General features: G+C 43.2%; 16 protein-coding genes. 3 read left to right on the forward strand and 13 right to left on the reverse strand.

Annotated elements, in window-relative coordinates:
* Positions 1 to 207 precede the first annotated feature (207 nt).
* The 4 genes from kimA to NV379_RS00020 all read right to left on the reverse strand — a co-directional run bounded on the left by kimA (position 208) and on the right by NV379_RS00020 (position 4,573).
* Positions 208 to 2,034 carry a potassium transporter KimA gene (gene kimA / locus NV379_RS00005; RefSeq protein WP_258205209.1) on the reverse strand — a complete coding sequence of 609 codons (1,827 nt, stop codon included), beginning with the start codon at positions 2,032 to 2,034 and terminating at the stop codon, positions 208 to 210.
* A 311-nt stretch (positions 2,035 to 2,345) separates the two neighbouring features.
* Positions 2,346 to 3,188, reverse strand: coding sequence for an SDR family oxidoreductase (locus NV379_RS00010; protein WP_258205210.1), 843 nt, complete (start codon positions 3,186 to 3,188; stop codon positions 2,346 to 2,348).
* Between the two features lie 89 nt (positions 3,189 to 3,277).
* Entirely contained in the window at positions 3,278 to 3,688 is a 411-nt protein-coding gene (locus NV379_RS00015) for a MarR family winged helix-turn-helix transcriptional regulator (RefSeq protein WP_258205211.1), read from the reverse strand.
* A 102-nt stretch (positions 3,689 to 3,790) separates the two neighbouring features.
* Positions 3,791 to 4,573, reverse strand: coding sequence for an HAD-IIB family hydrolase (locus tag NV379_RS00020; protein ID WP_258205212.1), 783 nt, complete (start codon positions 4,571 to 4,573; stop codon positions 3,791 to 3,793).
* 188 nt (positions 4,574 to 4,761) lie between these two features.
* Here NV379_RS00020 and NV379_RS00025 point away from each other — a divergent pair, with 188 nt between their 5' ends.
* Entirely contained in the window at positions 4,762 to 5,451 is a 690-nt protein-coding gene (locus NV379_RS00025) for a Crp/Fnr family transcriptional regulator (RefSeq protein WP_258205213.1), read from the forward strand.
* 161 nt (positions 5,452 to 5,612) lie between these two features.
* Positions 5,613 to 6,947: a globin-coupled sensor protein gene (locus NV379_RS00030; protein ID WP_258205214.1), complete on the forward strand. Its 1,335-nt coding sequence runs from the start codon at positions 5,613 to 5,615 to the stop codon at positions 6,945 to 6,947.
* 67 nt (positions 6,948 to 7,014) lie between these two features.
* On the opposite strand, the gene NV379_RS00035 is transcribed toward NV379_RS00030, so the two are convergent.
* Positions 7,015 to 8,277, reverse strand: coding sequence for an MFS transporter (locus NV379_RS00035; protein WP_258205215.1), 1,263 nt, complete (start codon positions 8,275 to 8,277; stop codon positions 7,015 to 7,017).
* 245 nt (positions 8,278 to 8,522) lie between these two features.
* Positions 8,523 to 10,079, reverse strand: a complete 1,557-nt coding sequence (locus NV379_RS00040) for an ABC-F family ATP-binding cassette domain-containing protein (RefSeq protein WP_258205216.1) — start codon at positions 10,077 to 10,079, stop codon at positions 8,523 to 8,525.
* A gap of 242 nt (positions 10,080 to 10,321) precedes the next feature.
* On the opposite strand from NV379_RS00040, the gene NV379_RS00045 reads away from it, so the two are divergent.
* A complete protein-coding gene (locus NV379_RS00045; RefSeq protein ID WP_258205217.1) occupies positions 10,322 to 11,068 on the forward strand; it encodes an SDR family NAD(P)-dependent oxidoreductase in 747 nt (248 codons plus the stop codon).
* A gap of 84 nt (positions 11,069 to 11,152) precedes the next feature.
* On the opposite strand, the gene NV379_RS00050 is transcribed toward NV379_RS00045, so the two are convergent.
* The 7 genes from NV379_RS00050 to hutP form a co-directional block, all read right to left on the reverse strand.
* Positions 11,153 to 11,770 carry a TetR/AcrR family transcriptional regulator gene (locus NV379_RS00050; protein WP_258205218.1) on the reverse strand — a complete coding sequence of 206 codons (618 nt, stop codon included), beginning with the start codon at positions 11,768 to 11,770 and terminating at the stop codon, positions 11,153 to 11,155.
* 126 nt (positions 11,771 to 11,896) lie between these two features.
* Positions 11,897 to 13,891, reverse strand: coding sequence for a WIAG-tail domain (locus NV379_RS00055; protein ID WP_258205219.1), 1,995 nt, complete (start codon positions 13,889 to 13,891; stop codon positions 11,897 to 11,899).
* 91 nt (positions 13,892 to 13,982) lie between these two features.
* Positions 13,983 to 15,269: an imidazolonepropionase gene (hutI, locus tag NV379_RS00060; protein WP_258205220.1), complete on the reverse strand. Its 1,287-nt coding sequence runs from the start codon at positions 15,267 to 15,269 to the stop codon at positions 13,983 to 13,985.
* Between the two features lie 14 nt (positions 15,270 to 15,283).
* A complete protein-coding gene (hutU, locus tag NV379_RS00065; RefSeq protein ID WP_258205221.1) occupies positions 15,284 to 16,948 on the reverse strand; it encodes a urocanate hydratase in 1,665 nt (554 codons plus the stop codon).
* 249 nt (positions 16,949 to 17,197) lie between these two features.
* On the reverse strand, positions 17,198 to 18,169 hold the full coding sequence (locus tag NV379_RS00070) for an agmatinase family protein (RefSeq protein ID WP_258205222.1): 972 nt from the start codon (positions 18,167 to 18,169) through the stop codon (positions 17,198 to 17,200).
* Positions 18,170 to 18,197: 28 nt separating this feature from the next.
* Complete coding sequence (hutH, locus tag NV379_RS00075; protein ID WP_373426061.1) at positions 18,198 to 19,739, reverse strand: histidine ammonia-lyase; 1,542 nt, start codon at positions 19,737 to 19,739, stop codon at positions 18,198 to 18,200.
* A 288-nt stretch (positions 19,740 to 20,027) separates the two neighbouring features.
* On the reverse strand, positions 20,028 to 20,483 hold the full coding sequence (gene hutP / locus NV379_RS00080; protein ID WP_258205223.1) for a histidine utilization transcription antiterminator HutP: 456 nt from the start codon (positions 20,481 to 20,483) through the stop codon (positions 20,028 to 20,030).
* Between the last annotated feature and the right edge of the window lie 30 nt (positions 20,484 to 20,513).

Raw genomic sequence — 20,513 nt, forward strand, 5'->3', positions numbered from 1 at the left:
TGAAATGTTTTTTGTTCAATTCCAAATTGGGAAGCTAAACATTTATATCCTTCCGTTCCATTTAAATAACATTGAACAGCTACTATTTTTTCTTTAGCAGTAAATTTCGCCATAGAAAAACTGCACCTCCAGTTGTTAGATTGTGTCTAACAATTGGGGTGCAGTTCAATTCGAAATCTACACTGGGGGTGTTAAGTTTACTTCGTATTATTTTTTCAAATGATAAGGAACGGTTGTAATGATCACATTCCGGCTAAACAGCAAGTGTGCACGAATGAGGAGACTGGATTGATTGTGCAAGATATTATGCCAGCCCTTCTTCGGTATGAACTGAGGGATAATAACTGTCACTTGATAGTTGTTCTCGCCAGCCTTACGCTGCACCGTGTCAATGAATTTTGATAATGGATTAATAATGCTTCGGTAAGGTGAATGTAAAGTAACAAGGCGCACATCAGGCTGCCACTTCTGCCATTTTTCTTCAAATATCGCTTCATCTTCTCGTTCAAAAGGCACATGCACCGCGATAATTTGATGGGGCTTTAGCGACTTGGCGTAGTTCAGCGAGTTCTCAACCGCATGTGTGATTCCTGCGACTGGCAAGATGATCACATTCCCTTCAATCGGCGGTGCAGGTTCACAATCTGTAATACGCAGCTGCTCTCCAACAGAATCATAGTGCTTCTTAATCCGGAAGAACACGATAATGATTAAAGGCAAGAACACAAGTACAGACCAGACTTGCGAGAACTTCGTTAAGAAGAACATGATGGTTACAACGAAGCTAATCACTGCCCCGATCGTGTTGATCACAAATTTGCTGACCCAGCCCTTTGGCTTTTCACGCAGCCATTTGAGCATCATACCCGTCTGTGACAATGTAAAAGGAATGAACACCCCAACCGCATATAGTGGAATCAAATGCTCTGTCTTACCCTCGAAAGCAATGATTAATATAATCGACATAACGCCAAGAAAAATAATCCCGTTCGAATAACCTAATCGATCCCCACGAACTGTGAACATACGAGGAATGAACTTATCTTTAGCAAGATTCACAGCAAGAAGTGGGAAAGCTGAATATCCCGTATTCGCAGCGAGAATCAAGATCAGTGCTGTTGTTCCTTGGATAAAATAATACATAAAATTGCGTCCAAATGTTTGCTCTGCAATCTGAGAAACAACCGTAACGGTTTCCTTCGGTGCAATGCCGTAATAATAACCTAAGAAGATGATTCCCGAGAACAAGATTGCAAGCAAGCTTCCCATGGCAATCAAGGTCTTTGCCGCATTGTTTGGTGCGGGATTCTTGAAATTAGGGATCGCGTTAGATATCGCTTCTACCCCAGTTAACGCCGAGCTCCCTGATGCAAATGCTCGCAGTAGTAAGAATAAGCTAATTCCCTGCACAGGCGTTCCGATAGATGTATGAAGTTCAGGTGGAACTTGACCTGTTGCAATATTGTAAATTCCTACACCGATCAAGATGAATAGCGCAAGAACGAATAGATAGACAGGATACGCGAGAATGGTTGCAGATTCTGTAACGCCTCGCAAGTTCAAGATTGTAATGAATATTACAAAAACAATAGCTATAGCAACATTGTGCTCATGTAAGCTTGGAAAAGCAGATGTAATCGCATCTGTACCAGCTGACACGCTTACTGCTACTGTTAGAATGTAATCGACAAGTAATGATCCACCAGCAACTAAACCCGAGAACATGCCTAAGTTTTCTTTGGATACCACATAAGCGCCACCACCATGCGGATAAGCGAATATGATCTGTCGGTAAGAAAGAATTAACGCAGTTAACAATACTAATACGCCAACACCAATCGGTATCGAGTACCAGAATGCCGCAGCACTTATCGTCACAAGGACGAGCAAGATTTGTTCGGGCCCATAAGCAACGGATGACAAGGCATCGGAAGACAATATAGCTAAAGCTTTAGTCTTACTAATTTTCTGCTCACCAAGTTCAGTTGATTTGAGCGGTCTTCCAATTAAGAATCGTTTTAGCATGGACATCATGGTTTTGCTCTTGCTCCCCTTTTGTTCAATCCTAATTTTAGACAACAAAAACCACAGAGGCTTTGAATCTCTGCGGTCATTTTTCAATGATCACAGTATCCATAGACTCTCTCAGACAACAGCGACCGTGATTGAATTTTACAATAATTGTTTATTGTCTTATTACAAGATTGAATATTACGCTTTATTCCAGATGAAGTAAAACGTTAAAAAGTGCAAGTGAACAAGGTGTCAGTCGATCAAGCTTCAAATAGATAATCACTTACGTATTTTTCTTTTATTATCATGATCATACTACTTATTTCTTCTAATTATTCCATTGCGAGTTGAATCTTGCGGGTTTGAGTAATCCCTTGTAATCCAGTCGGATCTCCCTGTACTTTATGACTAACAAATTGTTCAGCAGCCTCAGAAGTACGTATGCGAAGCGGTTTCGAATCCATATACGCAAGTTCATACATGAGTTCTGCGATGGCCTCCGACGTCTGTGGTACCGAGTTCCGCTTACTGAACATGTCTATATAAGTATCTACGATCGGTTTGTACTCATCTTCAAGCACGCCACCTGTTTCAGCAAGTTGGTTAAGTGCTGTGCTTGCAAAATTAGATTCAATCGCACCAGGTTCTAGTAGCGTTACATCAATGTTGAACAGTGGCTTATAATACGTCGCCAAGCTCTCTAATAACCCTTCAATAGCAAATTTACTCGCGCAGTATATTTCATTCAGAGGCTGTCCGACTAATCCCCCAACACTGGAAGTAGCGACGATATGTGCAGATTCGGACTTGCGTAGGAGTGGAAGCGCTGCACGGATCGTATGAATTACGCCGTATACATTTGTATCAAACACACTTTGGATCTGCTCGATTGAAGCTTGGCCGAGTGTACGAATAAATCCGAATCCTGCATTACAGAATAGAAGGTCAATGCGTCCATATTGTTCTGTGATCAGGTCCATCACTTTAGTTAATGATGCGGGATCTTTAACTTCCATCTCTACAAAATGAAGGTTGTTCACCGATGCGTACTTCTTCTGATCTCGCTCTACATTGCGAGTCCCTGCATAAACAATCCATCCTTCGTTAGCGAATTTGAGGGCAGTAGCTAAACCTACTCCCGATGATGCCCCTGTAATACAAATGATCTTTTCCATAATAAAAAAACACCTCTCTGTTCAATTGATATATTGTTAAGCAACTAAACAGTATATGAATCGAACATTCATGTCAAGGTGTGTTATTCTTACAAAGGTAATTTATCAAGCAATTGGCGCAAGCTATTCAGTTCCTCTTCTGTATATCCTTGAAATAACTGCCCTATCTTTGCATTGTATTCCTTCAAGACTGCGTCACTTAATTCAAGTCCCTTGTCGGTTACATGAATCTGCAGGCTCCGTCGACTTACAGGGTGAGGCTTACGCTTAACGAGCTCTTCTTGCTCCAATTTATCGAGTAATTGTGTAACAGCCCCTCTTGTTAGACCGAACTCATTAGCAATATCAACTGCGATCGCTTCAGGAGTTCTGCGCAGAAATTGTATGGTATACATCATGATCGGTGTTACGCCATATGTAGGCAATATTTGATTGAAGTAATTCGAAAGCTCATTTTTTACCACTCTTAATTTCGCCGTTACTTGCTGCAAGGAATCCATGATGATCCATCCTTTGTTTGTTTAGTATCTATATAGTATAGCAAAAGTGGATACAAATAAAAGAACCCTCCAAGTCTGGAGAGTTCTTGATAATTAGGGCTGTTAACCTAGCAATGGAATATCTAGAAGGTGCAACGGCAAGTTTGCTGCTATCTCCTCGATTTTACTTATTACAGCTTCTTCATCGGACGATGTTTTATCTGTGGAAACGGCAAGAAGATCAGCATGATTCCCTACGCATACGGAGTAGTTAGCTTGTTTGAACATGGGCACATCGTTCGCATCGTTTCCAAAAGCAATAAACGCATGAGCCTGAACACCAAGTTGCTGCAATCCTGTCCATTTATCAATTCCTTGTGGGCTGATATCTATAATGTTCTCATTCCCATGCAGGTATAACGCAACAGGTAGATCTGCTAACTCCATGTATAATTGCTCAAAGTTTGAACTTTGCAGAATAACGATCTTCACCCACTTGGATAGCTCATCGAGCGATAAGTTCTGAGCTGCTCCCTCCGGGTCTAGATTTTGACGAATAGGATGGTCGATGGCTCCCGTATAACAGTAATCCCAGTCGCTGTCGATCAAGTATGTAGCGTTGTAGCTATGCAGTAGCTGCAGGATTTGGTTTGCAAGGCTATTATCCAAGTAAGAGACAGACAGCAAGCGACCCCCATGTTGAACAAACCCTCCGTTCCCACCTACTAACGAATGGCACCGAAGATGTTCCGGCAGTATAGGCAGTAGATCACGAATCGGTCTAGCCGAAGCAAATATAAGTTCGTGTCCTTCTTTAACCAGACGATCAAGACAAGCGACCATATTAGGACTTAATGGTTTTCCTTTGAAGCAGATTGTTCCATCGAGATCAAATACGAATTTCATCATGATTCCTCCCCTTTGTTTTCAATCATAACCATTTCTCCTATAATAAAAAGGACCGTTGTCCACTTGGGAGGAATTTATGAAAACTCATCATGATAACACACGAATTCAAGATTCCTCCCCTTTGTTTTCAATCATAACCATTTCTCCTATAATAAAAAGGACCGTTGTCCACTTGGGAGGAATTTATGAAAACTCATCATGATAACACACGAATTCAAGATTATATTCGAATGCATCAAATAGATCATATGTTCTGTAGTATCGCATTGTTGAACCTCCAGATTCGCACCTATGAACCAGACGAGACCATTCTATCCGAAGGTGAAGTACTTGATGGCATCTATATTCAAGTTGAAGGTCAATCACGTGTGTCTTCAAGCCTTGAAACGGGGAAAACTCTACTCCTCCGCTTCTGCCATCCTGTTTCGATCTTCGGTGACATTGAATTAATCCAGCAGATAACCGTACAATCACGCGTAGAAGCTGTTGAGACAAGCTCGTTCTTATTCATACCGATTCGAGACGTGCAGCAGCATCTGATGGCAGATCCCTTATTTCTTAATGAACTGCTTCGACATCTCGCATATAAGCTTCAGACCTGCACTACAGCTTCACGAGTAAATCTATTGTCATCCGTAGAAGAACGGTTCGCAACCTACCTTCTGTCCACCGGGCATCCCAAAGATTTTGGTAAAGAACTTCACACCACCCACACAGCCGAGATTGCTGCTATTGTTGGTACAACGCCAAGACATATCAACCGATTGGTTCACAAGCTGTCTGAGCAAGGGGTCATTGCCAAGAGCAAGAATGGAATCCAGATACTCGACTTGGAAGAGTTGGATCGAATCTCGAACGGAGTGAGATATGACTGATTTATCTATGACTTTTATCACATAAAAACTTATGTAAAAAAATGTCACACGATAGACAAGCTTTCCACATTATTTGATTAAATGCGACATGAGAATAAAGGAAAATGTCGAATATAATCGAATGTTCATAGCATTAACCATATTTGAAGAGGTGGAGCAATTTGGGAAATCTATTATCGTCTTTATTTAAAGCACCTAAATCATTAGGTATTAAGGATCAAGGCAACTTGCGGTTGATAGAAAAAGCCGCACTTGAACAAGCATACATTGACTTATCTGATGATCCGAATCTTGAAGTGCAGATGGAAATGATTCATTTCACGGTTCAAGATTTACAAATATTGATGGCCATCCATCCTCTTATCGAAGAACATATTGATGAAGTTGTGGATTCCTTCTATTCCACGATCCTTGAAATTCCTGAACTCAAATCCATTGTTTCAAATAACAGTACAATAGAGCGTCTTAGAGGTACGCTGCGCGCTCATCTTACGGAACTGTTTACCGGCAAAATTGATAAGTCGTTTGTGGAAAAAAGGCAACGGATCGCAAATGTCCACCAGCGAATTGGACTAGAGCCTAAATGGTACATGGGTGCATTCCAAAACTTACAGAATACATTCCTACACATCATTGACCGTCATGTGACAGACCAACAAGAAAACAAAATGATCAGTAGTTCCCTATCTAAATTACTTAATTTCGAGCAACAGCTCGTGTTAGAAGCTTATGAGAAGAAGAACTTACAGGAACGAGAATCTCACTATGATGAAATTAAGAACTTGCTGAAGAGCAAGATTGGAATTATTAGCCAAGAACTAGCCGCATTAACCGAGCAAACCAGCGCGTCTACAGAGGAATTAATTACGACGAGTAATATGGTGAATCAATCTTTCTTACAGAGTGCGGATATGTCGAGAGATTCCCAGCTACTTGCCCTTACTGGTCAGGCTAAGATCAATGAGTTAGAGCACCGGATACAGGCCATTAATAATAGCTCGAAACAGATGGAGAAAACAGTGATTCAGCTTAAAGATTCTTCTACGCAAATACGAAAAGTAGTCAAATTTGTAGAAGAAATTGCGAATCAGACGAAACTTCTCTCACTGAATGCCGCAATCGAAGCAGCCAGAGCTGGCGCACATGGGGCTGGATTTGGCGTTGTAGCGGGTGAAGTGAAGAAACTGTCCGAGGATTCGAATCAAGCCTTATTTCAGATTAATCAACTAATTGAGCAGTCCAATCGCTTTACTCAACAAGTCGTGCAATCCATCGGAGAAGTACAATCTCTAGTTACCATAGGTCAGGAAGAAGCCGAGCACTCCAAGGAAGTATTCGGACAGATCACAGCATCACTGGAACAAGGAATTGATGAGATTAACAAAGTTGAACTTGAAATTAGTTCACTTGTTCGAATCATCAATGAGGTCGGTGCAGCTACGATCAAAGTTGCAAGTTCTGCGGAAGAGCTGAATCATACTACGCAGGATTTATAGAAAAGAAGATCGTGCAGTTGGCAATAAAGCCAGCGCACGATCTTTTTATTTTACAAGGGATATCGTATTACATGTTTGTTTCTTTATCACGTTTACTTGCTCGACTAAATACAGCGAGTAGCGGCAGAAGTAATGCTGCTGCAGTCACTAAGGACGCTCGCAAGCCATACCGCTTCCCTACCCATCCAACTACGGGTCCTCCACCTGTTTGACCTAGAGCATCCGCTTGGCTGAGCATAGATAGTACCGTAGCACGGGACTTGCTGTGGATGTTCAGATTAATCCATGTGTTGTAAAAAGGCTCATACATCGTCTGGATGATGCCAATAAGGAGCACGGCGACTAGAGCCACCGCAAAACTCTCTGCATAAGCCAGCAGTAAGATCGCAGCAATCTTGAATCCCATTAATACAATCATACCGCGAATGGCAACTTTCTCATGGTTCATGTTGATCCGTTTCTCCGTAATCGCGATAACGACTAAGCTTAGAAGGGTTGCAATAACAGCGATGATCCCAAACCAAGCGGCAGGACTAAGGTCAAGTAACCCAGGGAAACCGACCCCATCGATAAGATGTGCTTGCCACAATCGATCATAACCCTCTGAAGCTGCACCGCTAAGCACCGCAACGATAAGGATCATGAGCAGGATCGGATGACGACGGATTTCTTCTGCCCCAGATAGCCATGTGTCCTTCATCCCCTTGAAGTGAGATATTCCTTGTTCCGTGCCTACAGCTCTAACAAACTTCGTCTCCTTCATAAAAAGAATCAGGAACACACCTAATACGAGATATAGAAGTCCACCGATCAAATATGGTAAGTTCGATCCGAGTGTCGATAACCCAACGCTGAATCCAATACCTAGTAACGTTCCGATCAGACCTATGCGTTTGGTTTGTAGAAAAAGAGTACCGATGTGCTCCTCCCCTACTTCATCCACGATCCAAGCTGTATCCGCACCACTGGTGAACGTCCATCCAATTCCGAAGAACAATTGTGAGATGAGAACCCAGCCAAAAGCACCAAATAGCACGTTTCCTTCGCCTAACCATAACGCACAACCCTCGATAACGAATCCTACGCCAAGCACGAACATGCCAATAATTACGGATCGTCTTCGACCATATATATCCGCTACCACACCTGTAATCCCTTCAAATACAAGAACGGTCAGCTCCAGAACCATGCCGATTAACAGAAGCTGTAAAGGGTTGAATCCAAGTGTAATCATCATATACACCATATAGGTCGTGAACATTGTCGCGCTAATGAATGAAACCATAAATTCCATCGTTATATATACTTGTTTCGCTTGTAATTTCTTCATGAACCGAATCCGCCTCTCTTCTTGCGGCAGAATCGATTTCCATTATCGCTTTCCGATTCTACCGCACATTCTTCCCTTTTGATTTCTTTACCTTCAGCACACGTTGAGTTGCTAACATATGACATACACCTCCAAGTTTAATTAGACATAATTGTATCGCCAGTTTGCATCAATAACTAGGTAATATTTGTGTATAAAAAAAACCTACCCAACTCATTTGAGTTAGATAGGCTCTATCGTTACATTTAGAATACTTTTGTTGTCCAAGACTCGCAATTCCAAGTCTCGGTTACCACGTCACGGTAGAATTCCGGTTCGTGAGAAATCAACAAAATGCTGCCTTTGTACGCTTTAAGCGCACGCTTCAGTTCATCCTTCGCATCTACGTCCAAGTGGTTCGTCGGCTCATCGAGTACGAGTAAGTTTGTTTCATTGTTGATTAGCTTACATAGACGTACCTTCGCCTTTTCCCCACCGCTTAGTACCGCGATTTTACTCTCGATATGTTTCGTCGTTAGACCACACTTCGCAAGCGCAGCACGAACTTCGAATTGGGAGTAAGACCGGAACTCATTCCAGATCTCCTCGATACAAGTGTTGTAGTTCGCATCTTTCGCCTCTTGTTGGAAGTAACCAATCTCTAGGTTTTCCCCACGACGAACAGTACCTGACAACCCTTGAATCTCGCCTAAGATACTACGTAATAGGGTTGTTTTACCAATCCCGTTCGCACCAACTAGTGCGATCTTCTGTCCACGCTCCATGCGCAGATCAAGCGGTCTGGATAGTGGATCTTCATACCCAATGACTAACTCGTTCGTTTCAAAAATCAGCTTCCCAGACGTTCTACCATCCTTGAAGTTAAACTGTGGCTTCGGCTTTTCCTTCGCTAGTTCAATCACGTCCATCTTATCCAGCTTTTTCTGTCTGGACATCGCCATGTTACGCGTTGCCACACTCGCTTTGTTACGAGCAACGAAGTCTTTAAGCTCTGAAATTTCTTGTTGTTGACGCTTGAATGCGGACTCCAATTGTTGTTTTCTCATCTCATACACGTTCTGGAAGTGATCGTAGTCACCCACGTAACGGTTCAGCTCTTGATTTTCCATGTGGTAGATCAAGTTGATTACGCTGTTTAGGAATGGAAGATCGTGAGAAATCAAGATGAATGCATTCTCGTATGTTTGCAAGTAACGTCTTAACCACTCAATGTGTACCTCATCCAAATAGTTAGTAGGCTCATCGAGTAGTAAGATATCAGGCTTTTCAAGCAAGAGCTTCGCAAGCAATACTTTCGTACGCTGTCCACCACTTAGATCGTTAACGTCCTTATCTAGACCGATGTCAGTAAGACCTAGACCGCGAGCCGTCTCATCGATCTTCGCATCAATCAAGTAGAAGTCTTGACTCGTAAGTGTATCTTGAATCGTCCCAACGTCTTCTAACAATTGCTCCAATTCCTCAGGCGTTACATCGCCCATTCTGCCATACATATCGTTCATTTCTTGTTCCATATCAAAAAGGTACTGGAAAGCACCCTTCAGCACGTCGCGCATCGTCATGCCTTTGCTTAGAACCGCATGTTGATCCAAATAACCAACACGCATACGCTTGGACCACTCTACTTTACCGTCGTCTGGCTGCAATTTGCCTGTGATGATGTTCATGAAAGTGGACTTTCCTTCACCATTCGCACCAATAAGTCCGATGTGCTCGCCTTTTAGCAAGCGGAAGGATACGTCATTGAAGATTGCGCGGTCTCCAAAGCCGTGACTTAATCTCTCTACATTTAAAATGCTCATTAATGACACCTTTTCTATTTAAAATTATTCACGTTTCATTATAAGCGTTTTGGTAGTCGCAATTCAATGTGAGAATCACTTTAAATCATTTTTGACCTTTTTGTGGCATTTGTGTGAAAAATGTCATAACTATTTATTTTACACCGTGTCAAATACTTCACAGACATGAAAATTAGGTATATACTAAACACATGAAATACATTAACACTAAATATTTTAAATTTGAGAGGAATGATTCTATTATGGCACGTTTAGAAGGTAAAGTAGCAATCGTAACTGGAGCAGCAATGGGTATGGGTGCTGAAGAAGCGAAATTGTTCGCTAAAGAAGGCGCAAAAGTAGTAGCAACAGACGTTAACGAAGTAGCTCTTGCACAGGTAATCGAAGAAATTAAAGCAGCTGGCGGCGAAGCAATCGGCTTCAAGCAGAACGTTGTTTCTGATGAAGAATGGCAGACCATTATTGCTGAAGCCGTTAAAGCTTATGGTAAAATCGATATTCTAGTTAACAATGCAGGTATCTCCTCTACTCGCACAATTGCAACATTCGATCTAGCTGAGTGGAACCGAGTCATGGACATTAACCTTACAGGTTGTGTATTAGGTATGAAATATGTACTTCCTGAAATGCAGAAAGCTGGTGGCGGTTCCATCATCAACATCTCCTCTATTGGTGGTCTTGTAGGTATGGCAGGAACAAGTGCGTACACAGCTGCTAAAGGTGCTCTTCGCTCGCTTACTAAAGCTGCCGCTGTCGAGTATGGTAAACAAAGCATTCGTGTAAATACGGTACATCCTGGTATTATCGTTACGCCAATGACAGCACCAACAATGGAAAGCGCTCTACCTTACTACAAAACTTTCACACAGCTCCCATATTTCGGCGAGCCAGTAGACGTTGCATACGGCGTATTGTTCCTAGCTTCTGACGAATCTCGTTTCATGACAGGATCTGAACTTGTAATCGACGGTGGTTGGACAGCTCTATAAGTTTCATTTTTGTAAAATAATGAAAAAGAACCGTTCAAGCACTCGCGCCGCTTGAACGGTTCTTTGTATGTATGTGTATATCCTCTATCCCCCGCCGCTTCGCTGTGGGATATGCTTATAAGGACCGAGGACCGATAAATTCAATAAGTGAGTCGCAATTTCTTCTTCCGAATATGGTCGATTATTCTCAATCCACCATACGATCACCTCAAGGAAGGCAGACTCTACGAATTTAATAATCACTTCCCTAGGAGCTGTTAAATTCGTATCGTTAGGCTCTGTCCAGTTAATTCCACTTAAGATAAAGTCATGAATAACTGAACCCAATTTTGTCACGAAGTACGCAACCCGATTACGTACAAGGAGCGCATAGAACAGATTGTAATTATCTGTTATGTGATGAAACAACTTCAAGAAGTTCGGATGAACTTTCCCTGCATGAATATCAAAGTGCTCGCTGCTTTTATTCATTGGAACTATAATACTTTCGCTTAATTCAGTTAAGATTTCATCCACATATTGATGAACGAGCGCTTGTTTATCTTCGAAATGCAAGTAGAACGTTGCACGTTTAATCGTTGCGCGCTCTGCTATTTCTTGTACCGTAATTTGCTCAAGATCACGTTCTTCCATTAATTCAATCAACGCTTTTCTTAGAAGCTGATGCGTACGTATCACTCGAGGATCTTTCTTTTTCTTCATAATGATGATCCTTCTCCACTCTATTCTATGTTTTATTCATTATTGTACCATGCAATTGTAGTAATAACATGAATAAACAAGCAATTGAATCTTGAAGCACATAAGATCCAACAGCTTGTTTATCAATTATTCGACTTCCCCAATTGCAATCCAATGAATAAATCCATCCAGCTTGAGATCAAACTTCGCACGAATGACCTGAATAACCGCATAACTCGATGTCTGCTCCTTCAGGACGGAGTAACAGAACGGATAATTCGTCATAGCAACGATCGTGTAATGATCGCTAGCAAATGGGTTGGCAAATGTTACGATGATTTCGATCATTTCATCAGATACATTCATCTTAAATGGCGTATTACCGAATTGCTGCAAGATATGTCCTGTAGGCGTAAATAGTGGTTGGACAGGCACATAAGCAAGCTTATCACCAGCAGCAGCGGGTTCTTCCAAAGCAAGTTGTTCAGCTTGAATTTGTACTGATTCTGGTTCTGTCGCGTGTTCCAGATCAGCTTCGAGTTCAGGTATAATCTCTGGCTCTACCTCAGGTTCAGGGACAAGCTTCATTTCCTGAAGCTCTTTAACTAAATTCAATATATCTTCACCTAGATGTTCTAGCGTAATGCTACCTGGTGCAAGCTTAGCTCCTGTAATCGAATCATCACGCAACATGCCGTCTGAAATCGTATTGTTACGAATATGTTCCGCGCCAATCGCTTGTTCACTGATGTGCTCTGATTGAATGACCGACTCCATAATATGTTCGGACTGAATGGATAATGGTGCTATCTTTTCCGTAGTGACTGATTTGTTTTGCAAATGCACAGTCGCAATCGCATTCTCTTGAATGTGATCGGTGCCAATTGAGTTATGCTGAATGTGTTTGGAAGTTACAGCATGGGATCGTATATGTTCAGGGAGGATCAGCTCTTGAGTGAGGTGAGCACTTTGAACAATCCCTTTGACAATATGTTCACCTGCCACACTATCCCACTTCAAATGTCGGCTATCAACTTCCCGTTCACCAATTTTATCAGTTGTAATTGAATTGTCTTGTAGTTTCTCCGTTGTAATCGATTCATCACGAATCATGCTTGTCGAGATTGTATTATTGCGAATATGCTCGCTTCCAATCGTGTTTAGCTCGATGTGCTTGGCTTGAATCATTTTTCCTGCAAAATGTCTGGCCGTAATCGCACCTTCTGCCAAGTGCTCGGTCTGTACCGCACCATGAAGCAGTTTCTCTGAGGTAACCGCTCGATCGGCAAGCTTCGCACTATCAACCGACTGATCGGCAAGCTTCGCATTATCGACACTACCGTTGGTCAAATGAACGGATTTAATTACACCGCTCTTGATCTTGCCTGAAGTGATAGATTGATCTTGAATTAATTCTTCTGTAATAAGCAGTTTACTCAGGTGTTTCGTTTGAATCGATCCATCAGCGATTTTACTCGTATCAATGACTTGATCTGCAAGTTTATCGGATGTGATGCTGTTATCCATAATCTTTTCGCTTGAAATTGAGCGATTGCGAATCTTCTCTCCTGTTACACTATCATCTTGAAGATGTGCAGTATCAATTGCTTTTGGAGCAATCTTGACGCTCGTGACGCTTTGGGCAGCAAGCTTGGATTGATCTACTGCAGAATCAGTCAGTAAGGAGTTACCGATGCTACCTGGTTTTATTTTCGAAGCGGATACCGCATGATTGGCAAGCTTTTCTTCCGTAATGATATCGTCAACAAGGTCATCTGTATACACGACAGATGGAATCTTACGCGCTTGTCGTTGCTGCTTGTGTTCCGGTTGAGACTGCGTCTGTGACGGAGCTAGTGTCTGTTGTTTCTGTGGCGAAATTTTCGATGCAGCAGATTCCATCACAGCAGCTCTAGTCGTTGTTTTCGGCAATACTTTATCTTCGGTAACATTATGAATGACTACTTTAACCTCGCTTGTTACCGGTTCTTCCGCCTGGAGAGAATCACTCATCTTCAAGGAAGGTTTTTCTTTAATCAGTTCATCCATCCAACCAAGTTCGGAGACATTCGGATTATATACTGTGCCAGATCGATTTGATCTTGTGTTTCGTGTATTTGAATTGTTCTGACGTGACTTCATTTCCCTATACCTCCTATCCTAGGTATTATGCGTTCCTATAAGATATGCATATGGTAAATACCTAGTGATAATGAAGTTTAGTTTTGAGTCATCATTTTGAAAAAAAATGCCCGTCAGATACAACGATGTTACCGCGCTTAATAACGGTATTTACATGATTAATCCCAAAGTGATACGGCAAATAAGCTAAGTTATTCGCATTATACATAACAAGATCAGCAAGCTTACCCACTTCGAGGCTGCCAATCTCATCTGCTCTGCCAATCGCATGAGCGGCATTAATGGTAATTGCCGTTAATACCTCTTCAGGTATCATCTCTAGATTCAAACAAGCAAGGGTCATAACCAATTGCATCGATTCGGTTGGTGAACTACCCGGATTATAATCCGTGGAAAGTGCAACAGGAAGCTCCATCTCGATCATAGTTCTTGCGCGGGCATGATTCTTGAGCCGCAAGTTAAATGAGGTTGCAGGTAAACAGACTGCAATAACACCTGCTTGCTGCATGGAGCGTAAACCTTCATCAGAAGCCGCAAGTAGATGCTCAGCCGAGATACAACCGAGTTTACCCGCAAGATTCGCACCACCCATCGGCTCAATCTCATCTGCATGAATTTTGAGTCCAAATCCAAGATCACGTGCGGCTGATAAGATACGCTCAGATTGCTCGACAGAGAATACCCCATGTTCGCAGAATACATCACAAAACTCAGCTAAACCTTGTTGTTTCACAGCTGGAAGCATTTCATTGATAAGTAGTTGTACATATTCATCTGAACGTCCCTTGTATTCCTCTGGGACCATGTGAGCACCCATAAAAGTAGATACAAGGTCAACAGGATGAGTTTCATGCAGCCTTTGTGTAACACGAAGTTGTTTCAATTCATCTTCCAGTGTTAGACCATAACCACTCTTGGATTCAACTGTGGTAACACCGTATTTCAGCATAATATCTAAACTTCGCTTGGCTTTTTGGTATAACTCGAATTCTGTTGCAGTTCGAGTCGCACGGACTGTACTGAGTATACCTCCGCCTTGTGCTAAAATTTCCAAGTACGAAGCGCCTTGCAGCTTGAGGGCAAGTTCATGTTCACGTGAGCCACCATGCACAAGATGAGTATGTGGATCAACGAGTCCAGGTGTGACAAGCTGTCCACGAGCATCAATCGATTGAATAATTGTCATTCCAGCGATCTGAGCACGGACGTCCTCTTCCGTTCCCACAGCGAAGATCCGTTCACCTTGGATCGCAACTGCTCCACCTGTTATTGGTGAAAGCTCAGACATCTCTGCACCTTTGCGCGGTCCATTGGAACCCTGCAAAGTTAACAGGGTTCCAATATTATAAATCAATAGATCAATTGGTTTTGTCGTCATTATATTTCACCTCATTAAATACCTAGCATCGGAACGCGTACGCCACGTTCTTTAGCCGTCTGAATCGCTAGGTCATATCCCGCATCTGCATGACGAATGACGCCCATTCCTGGATCGGTATTAAGAACACGAGATAATTTCTCTTCCGCTTCCAAAGAACCATCTGCAACGATAACCATACCTGCGTGCAAGGAATAACCCATACCTACGCCACCACCGTGATGAACAGATACCCAGCTTGCGCCAGAAGACGTATTCACAAGTGCATTCAAGATAGCCCAGTCGCCTACTGCATCACTGCCATCAAGCATCGCTTCTGTTTCACGGTTTGGTGATGCTACAGAGCCGCAATCTAGATGATCGCGTCCAATGACGATTGGAGCAGATAATTCACCACTGCGAACCATTTCGTTGATCGCAAGACCTAACTTCACACGTTCACCATAGCCTAACCAGCAAATACGTGCTGGAAGTCCTTGGAATGCAATTTTCTCTTGCGCAAGTTCCATCCAACGCTGCAATTTCGCATTTTCAGGGAACATTCTCTTAACCAATTCATCTGTTTTGTAAATGTCTTCTGGATCACCAGATAACGCGACCCAGCGGAATGGACCTTTACCCTCACAGAATAGTGGACGAATATACGCTGGAACGAATCCAGGGAAGTTAAATGCATCTTCAATACCTTCATCGAAAGCAACCTGGCGAATGTTGTTGCCATAGTCGAATACGACAGAGCCCATTTTTTGCAGATCAAGCATGGCTTGTACGTGAACCGCCATCGATTGCTTGGACAATCTTACGTATTCTTTCGGATTATCTGTGCGTAATTTGCTCGCTGCATCAAGCGTGTAGCCTGTCGGTATGTAACCATTAAGTGGATCATGCGCAGATGTCTGGTCTGTTACGAACTCAGGAACTACGCCACGCTTCACAAATTCGGGCAAGAGTTCAGCTGCATTGCCGATTAATCCGATCGAGAGTGCCTTGCCTGCTGCCTTTGCCTCTTGTGCCAAGCGAAGCGCCTCGTCCATATCATGTACCATCACATCACAGTAGCGAGTATCGAGACGGCGCTGAATGCGACTTGGATCAATCTCGATACCAATCACGACACCACCATTCATCGTAACAGCTAGCGTCTGAGCCCCCCCCATACCGCCAAGACCTGCTGTAAGTGTAAGCGTACCCTGCATCGTACCACCGGAGTGCTGACGTGCTGCTTCTGCGAAAGTCTCATATGTTCCTTGTACAATACCTTGAGAACCAATATAGATCCAGCTTCCAGCTGTCATCTGGCCGTACATCATTAAGCCCTTCTTATCGAGCTCATGGAACGTCTCCCAATTTGCATAAGCAGGTACTAACACCGAATTAGAGAGAAGGACACGTGGTGCCATTGGGTGTGTCTTGAACATGCCAACTGGTTTACCTGATTGAATGAGCAACGTCTCATCCGCTTCTAGTTCTTTCACACATTCCACAATCTTATCGAAACATTCCCAGTTACGTGCTGCCTTGCCAATCCCGCCATATACGACCAAATCTTCTGGACGCTCCGCAACGTTCGGATCTAAATTGTTCATTAGCATACGAAGCACTGCTTCTTGCTGCCAACCTTTCGTGTTCAGCTTCGTACCTGTCGGGGCTTGTATTGTACGTTTCGTTACTTGTTCCATGATTAAATCGCTCCTTTTAATAAAATGATGGTTATGTTCAAAAAATGGGGTCACTACAGAGAAAAAGTACTTCCGGTCGCTGTCTCAATCGTGAACTTTGAATTGACTTAGTGGTATTTTCACGATTTCAAAGGCGATCACTCAAACTTTTCCCACAGGAAAAGTACTTCGAAAGCATAATTCGCTTTTTTCTCTTTCGCTTTGCTTTTTGAATAGTATCTTTAATAAAACTCGCTAAGCAACAAAAGCTCAGCGCTTCATACATCCAACGAGGAAGCTTAAGATCACATGCAAAGTCATGCGTACAGTAGCTCTGCGAGGGTCTTGAAGCGGGTCCACGCACACGATGTCAAATCCTTTTACTTTCGGATGCTGCCCAAGTAAGAACACAGCATCAATTAACTGCCACGATGTCATCGCACCTGGAACCATTGCTGGAACGCCCGGTGCAAAAGCTTGATCGAGTACATCCATATCGACAGTGACATAGATCGCTTCCGTTCCATTACCTGCAATCTCTAATGCTTGTGCAACAAGTGTCTCTACACCTTCACGCGCAACTTGGCGGGCTGTAAATTGAGTAATTCCCTGTGAAACAGCGTACTCGCGATAAGGCTTGGAATTCGCAAAGCTGTGAATCCCAATCTGAGCAATGTGCATACCTTCAACTGTACCTGATTCCAGAAGCCCTCGAATCGGCGTGCCGTTCGTTGGTCCCCCATCATCCAAGTTTCGGACGTCCATATGCGAATCAATCTGAACGATGCCGACCTTGCCTGCATACCGTTTCTTGAATGCTTTCACAGAAGGACAAGTGATCGAATGATCACCGCCTGCTATGATTGGGAACAGATGCGGCATCTTCTCGTATATATTCGTCAGTCCCTGCTCAATATTCGCATGACAGCGCAATAGATCAGTTACGTGCATCTGAATATCACCGAGATCATGAGCGATTAGCTCCTGTAAATCTACATCATGATCAATGCTATAAGTCGTTACATTCGCGAACAGTTCTCGCAACGCATTCGGTGTCATCGCTGCCGCAGATGGACTGATCGATGTTTTCGATAGCGGTACACCAATAAAACCATAGTCCACATGCGCTGCTCCATCCCAAGGAGTCAGCCATTGGGACACTTTCGTCTCATAACGATCTTTCCAATTCGATTGGCGTACGATCTCTGGTAGGTTTAATAATTCGATTCGATTGCTGCTCATATCTTGACTCCCCTCCACAATTACTTAGTTAGACAACTAAGAAACTTGCCATCTTCTCATGGAATCGCCCACTTCTAATCTCTTCACTTAGCTGCTGAATCTCCTGGGAGTAGACACGGTCTGCTTTATAAGCAGGCACAATTTCACGAATCCAAGCTTTCACTTTTTGCGTGACAGGAGATAGCTTGGAATGACTCTTCCACTCCAGTGCTTGTGCTGCACAGATCAGTTCAATCGCAAGGACATGAGAGGCATTATCTACGATTTGATTCACTTGACGCGCTGCAGTTGTACCCATGCTTACGTGGTCTTCTTGGTTGCCTGATGATGGGATCGAATCAACACTTGCTGGATGCGCGAGTACTTTGTTTTCCGAGACTAGAGATGCCGATACGTATTGTAGAATCATAAGTCCAGACGACACGCCAGCTTCTGGAGTTAAGAATGGCGGCAAGCCTCCACTTAGCTGTGGGTTCACTAGGCGCTCCGTACGGCGCTCCGAAATATTCGCATATTCGGCAACTGCAATTTTCATGTAATCCATCGCAAGTGCTATTGGTTGACCATGGAAATTACCACCAGAGTATACTTTATGCTCAGCAGCAAACAACGTCGGATTATCTGTCACCGCATTGAGCTCAATATTCAGCGTATCTTCCACATGATTGAGTGCGCGCATGGAAGCGCCATGCACTTGAGGAACGCATCGAATGGAATACGCATCCTGCACTTTGCCTTGATTCGGTCCGTAAATATATCCGCTGCCTTGTAACAAGTGACGAATTTGTCTAGCTGTCTCCGCTTGCTCAGGATAAGGACGAACCATCTGAATCTCTTCGGAGAATGCGTCCAAGATACCATCAAGCGCCTGCATCGTAAGAGCAACCGCTACATTCGCTGCTTCCTCTACGAACCTTGCTTTCTGATAAGCCAGAAGTCCAACTGCCGTCATCGCTTGTGTGCCATTGATTAGTGCCAAACCTTCCTTTGCCGTAAGCTTAATCGGTTGTATGCCTGCACGCTTTAACGCTTCGCCGCCCGATATGCGCTCTCCCTGATAATACGCTTCGCCTTCGCCAAGAAGTACAAGTGCTAGATGAGAAAGTGGCGCGAGGTCACCACTTGCACCAAGCGATCCTTGTTGCGGAATAACAGCGTGAATTCCATGATTAAGCAATTCAGCAAGTATGTCAGTCACGACGGGGCGAACACCAGAATACCCACGTGTGAGTGATACTAAACGTAATAACGTAATCGCACGTACAATCTCTTCCGTATACGGTTCACCGACTGCACAGGCATGACTGCGAATTAAGTTGAGCTGCAAATTTCCACTTTGATCATCTGGCAGAATGACCGTACTCAATTGACCAAATCCTGTATTCACGCCATATACGACCTGCTTACTATCCAGTACTTCTTGCAAATAACGGTGGGATTGCTCCACGCGCTCCTTGGATTCGTTACTTATAACAACAGTCTTGCGCCCTACTACAATCGCGCGAAACTCATCCATCGTGAGTCCCTCGTTATTAATTTCAACGTGTAAATCGGCATTAAGCATCACCATCTGCGCACCTTCTTTTCCAATAATTAGATAGTTGAGTCTATAAAAATAAACAAAAAGGAGCCTAAACAGAAAATCCTGTTTAGCCCCCTGAAAAACCTAAATTACCTATGGGCATTCATTCAATTGTAAAAGCTGCTCACTGCATAAATAGGAATACTTCCGGTCGCTGTTGAAATCGTGAATTTTGATTAGATTAAATGATATATTCTCGATTTCAAAGGCGAACGCTACGCTCCTACAGTACACCAATTTCTTTCGTTCATCTTTACAATTTCACTCATTATGCAACTAAATGTGGAAAATTCCTAATCCACTAACTTCATGCTCGAAACCTTTGGCTGGCGCGCCGATGTTCCCGTATAACGCAACTGCGATCCATTCGCCCTTCTCCCTGGCTGGGCCTGGTCCTCGAAGAATCGAGAATTTCAGACCGACTGTGCGATGGACTTCACCGAATACGATTTGACCTCGGGTAACACCTTGCAGCGCATCTAATATGGCATGATATAGTGCGTGACATTCTCGATACAAGCCGCTATCTATGACCTTATGACGCTTAGCAGCTGTTTCGATCGACGCAACGATCTTCTCGCCATTCATGGCTCCTACTTTACCTTGTAAACCCTGAAATCCGAGTGCTGACATTTGACTGAGTAACTTTGCGGAATGTTCTTCATCTTGGTTCATTGCAAGCAGCATTGCTAGATTACCCAGACTCGGCTCTAATTGAATTGTAAATTCCATAGATGACACCGCTTTCTTTAAGCCTACATC

It is taken from the genome of Paenibacillus radicibacter, from assembly GCF_024721995.1.
Classification (GTDB): Bacteria; Bacillota; Bacilli; order Paenibacillales; family NBRC-103111; genus Paenibacillus_AM; species Paenibacillus_AM radicibacter.

Excerpts from the sequence above, each read along its gene's own strand:
- NV379_RS00020 (WP_258205212.1), bottom strand. The coding sequence starts at position 4,573 with ATGAAATTCGTATTTGATCTCGATGGAACAATCTGCTTCAAAGGAAAA.
- NV379_RS00055 (WP_258205219.1), bottom strand. The coding sequence starts at position 13,891 with ATGAAGTCACGTCAGAACAATTCAAATACACGAAACACAAGATCAAAT.
- hutH (WP_373426061.1), bottom strand. The coding sequence starts at position 19,739 with ATGGTGATGCTTAATGCCGATTTACACGTTGAAATTAATAACGAGGGA.
- NV379_RS00045 (WP_258205217.1), top strand. The coding sequence starts at position 10,322 with ATGGCACGTTTAGAAGGTAAAGTAGCAATCGTAACTGGAGCAGCAATG.
- hutU (WP_258205221.1), bottom strand. The coding sequence starts at position 16,948 with ATGGAACAAGTAACGAAACGTACAATACAAGCCCCGACAGGTACGAAG.
- NV379_RS00070 (WP_258205222.1), bottom strand. The coding sequence starts at position 18,169 with ATGAGCAGCAATCGAATCGAATTATTAAACCTACCAGAGATCGTACGC.
- NV379_RS00050 (WP_258205218.1), bottom strand. The coding sequence starts at position 11,770 with ATGAAGAAAAAGAAAGATCCTCGAGTGATACGTACGCATCAGCTTCTA.
- kimA (WP_258205209.1), bottom strand. The coding sequence starts at position 2,034 with ATGATGTCCATGCTAAAACGATTCTTAATTGGAAGACCGCTCAAATCA.
- NV379_RS00025 (WP_258205213.1), top strand. The coding sequence starts at position 4,762 with ATGAAAACTCATCATGATAACACACGAATTCAAGATTATATTCGAATG.
- NV379_RS00035 (WP_258205215.1), bottom strand. The coding sequence starts at position 8,277 with ATGAAGAAATTACAAGCGAAACAAGTATATATAACGATGGAATTTATG.
- NV379_RS00010 (WP_258205210.1), bottom strand. The coding sequence starts at position 3,188 with ATGGAAAAGATCATTTGTATTACAGGGGCATCATCGGGAGTAGGTTTA.
- hutI (WP_258205220.1), bottom strand. The coding sequence starts at position 15,269 with ATGACGACAAAACCAATTGATCTATTGATTTATAATATTGGAACCCTG.
- NV379_RS00040 (WP_258205216.1), bottom strand. The coding sequence starts at position 10,079 with ATGAGCATTTTAAATGTAGAGAGATTAAGTCACGGCTTTGGAGACCGC.
- hutP (WP_258205223.1), bottom strand. The coding sequence starts at position 20,483 with ATGGAATTTACAATTCAATTAGAGCCGAGTCTGGGTAATCTAGCAATG.
- NV379_RS00015 (WP_258205211.1), bottom strand. The coding sequence starts at position 3,688 with ATGGATTCCTTGCAGCAAGTAACGGCGAAATTAAGAGTGGTAAAAAAT.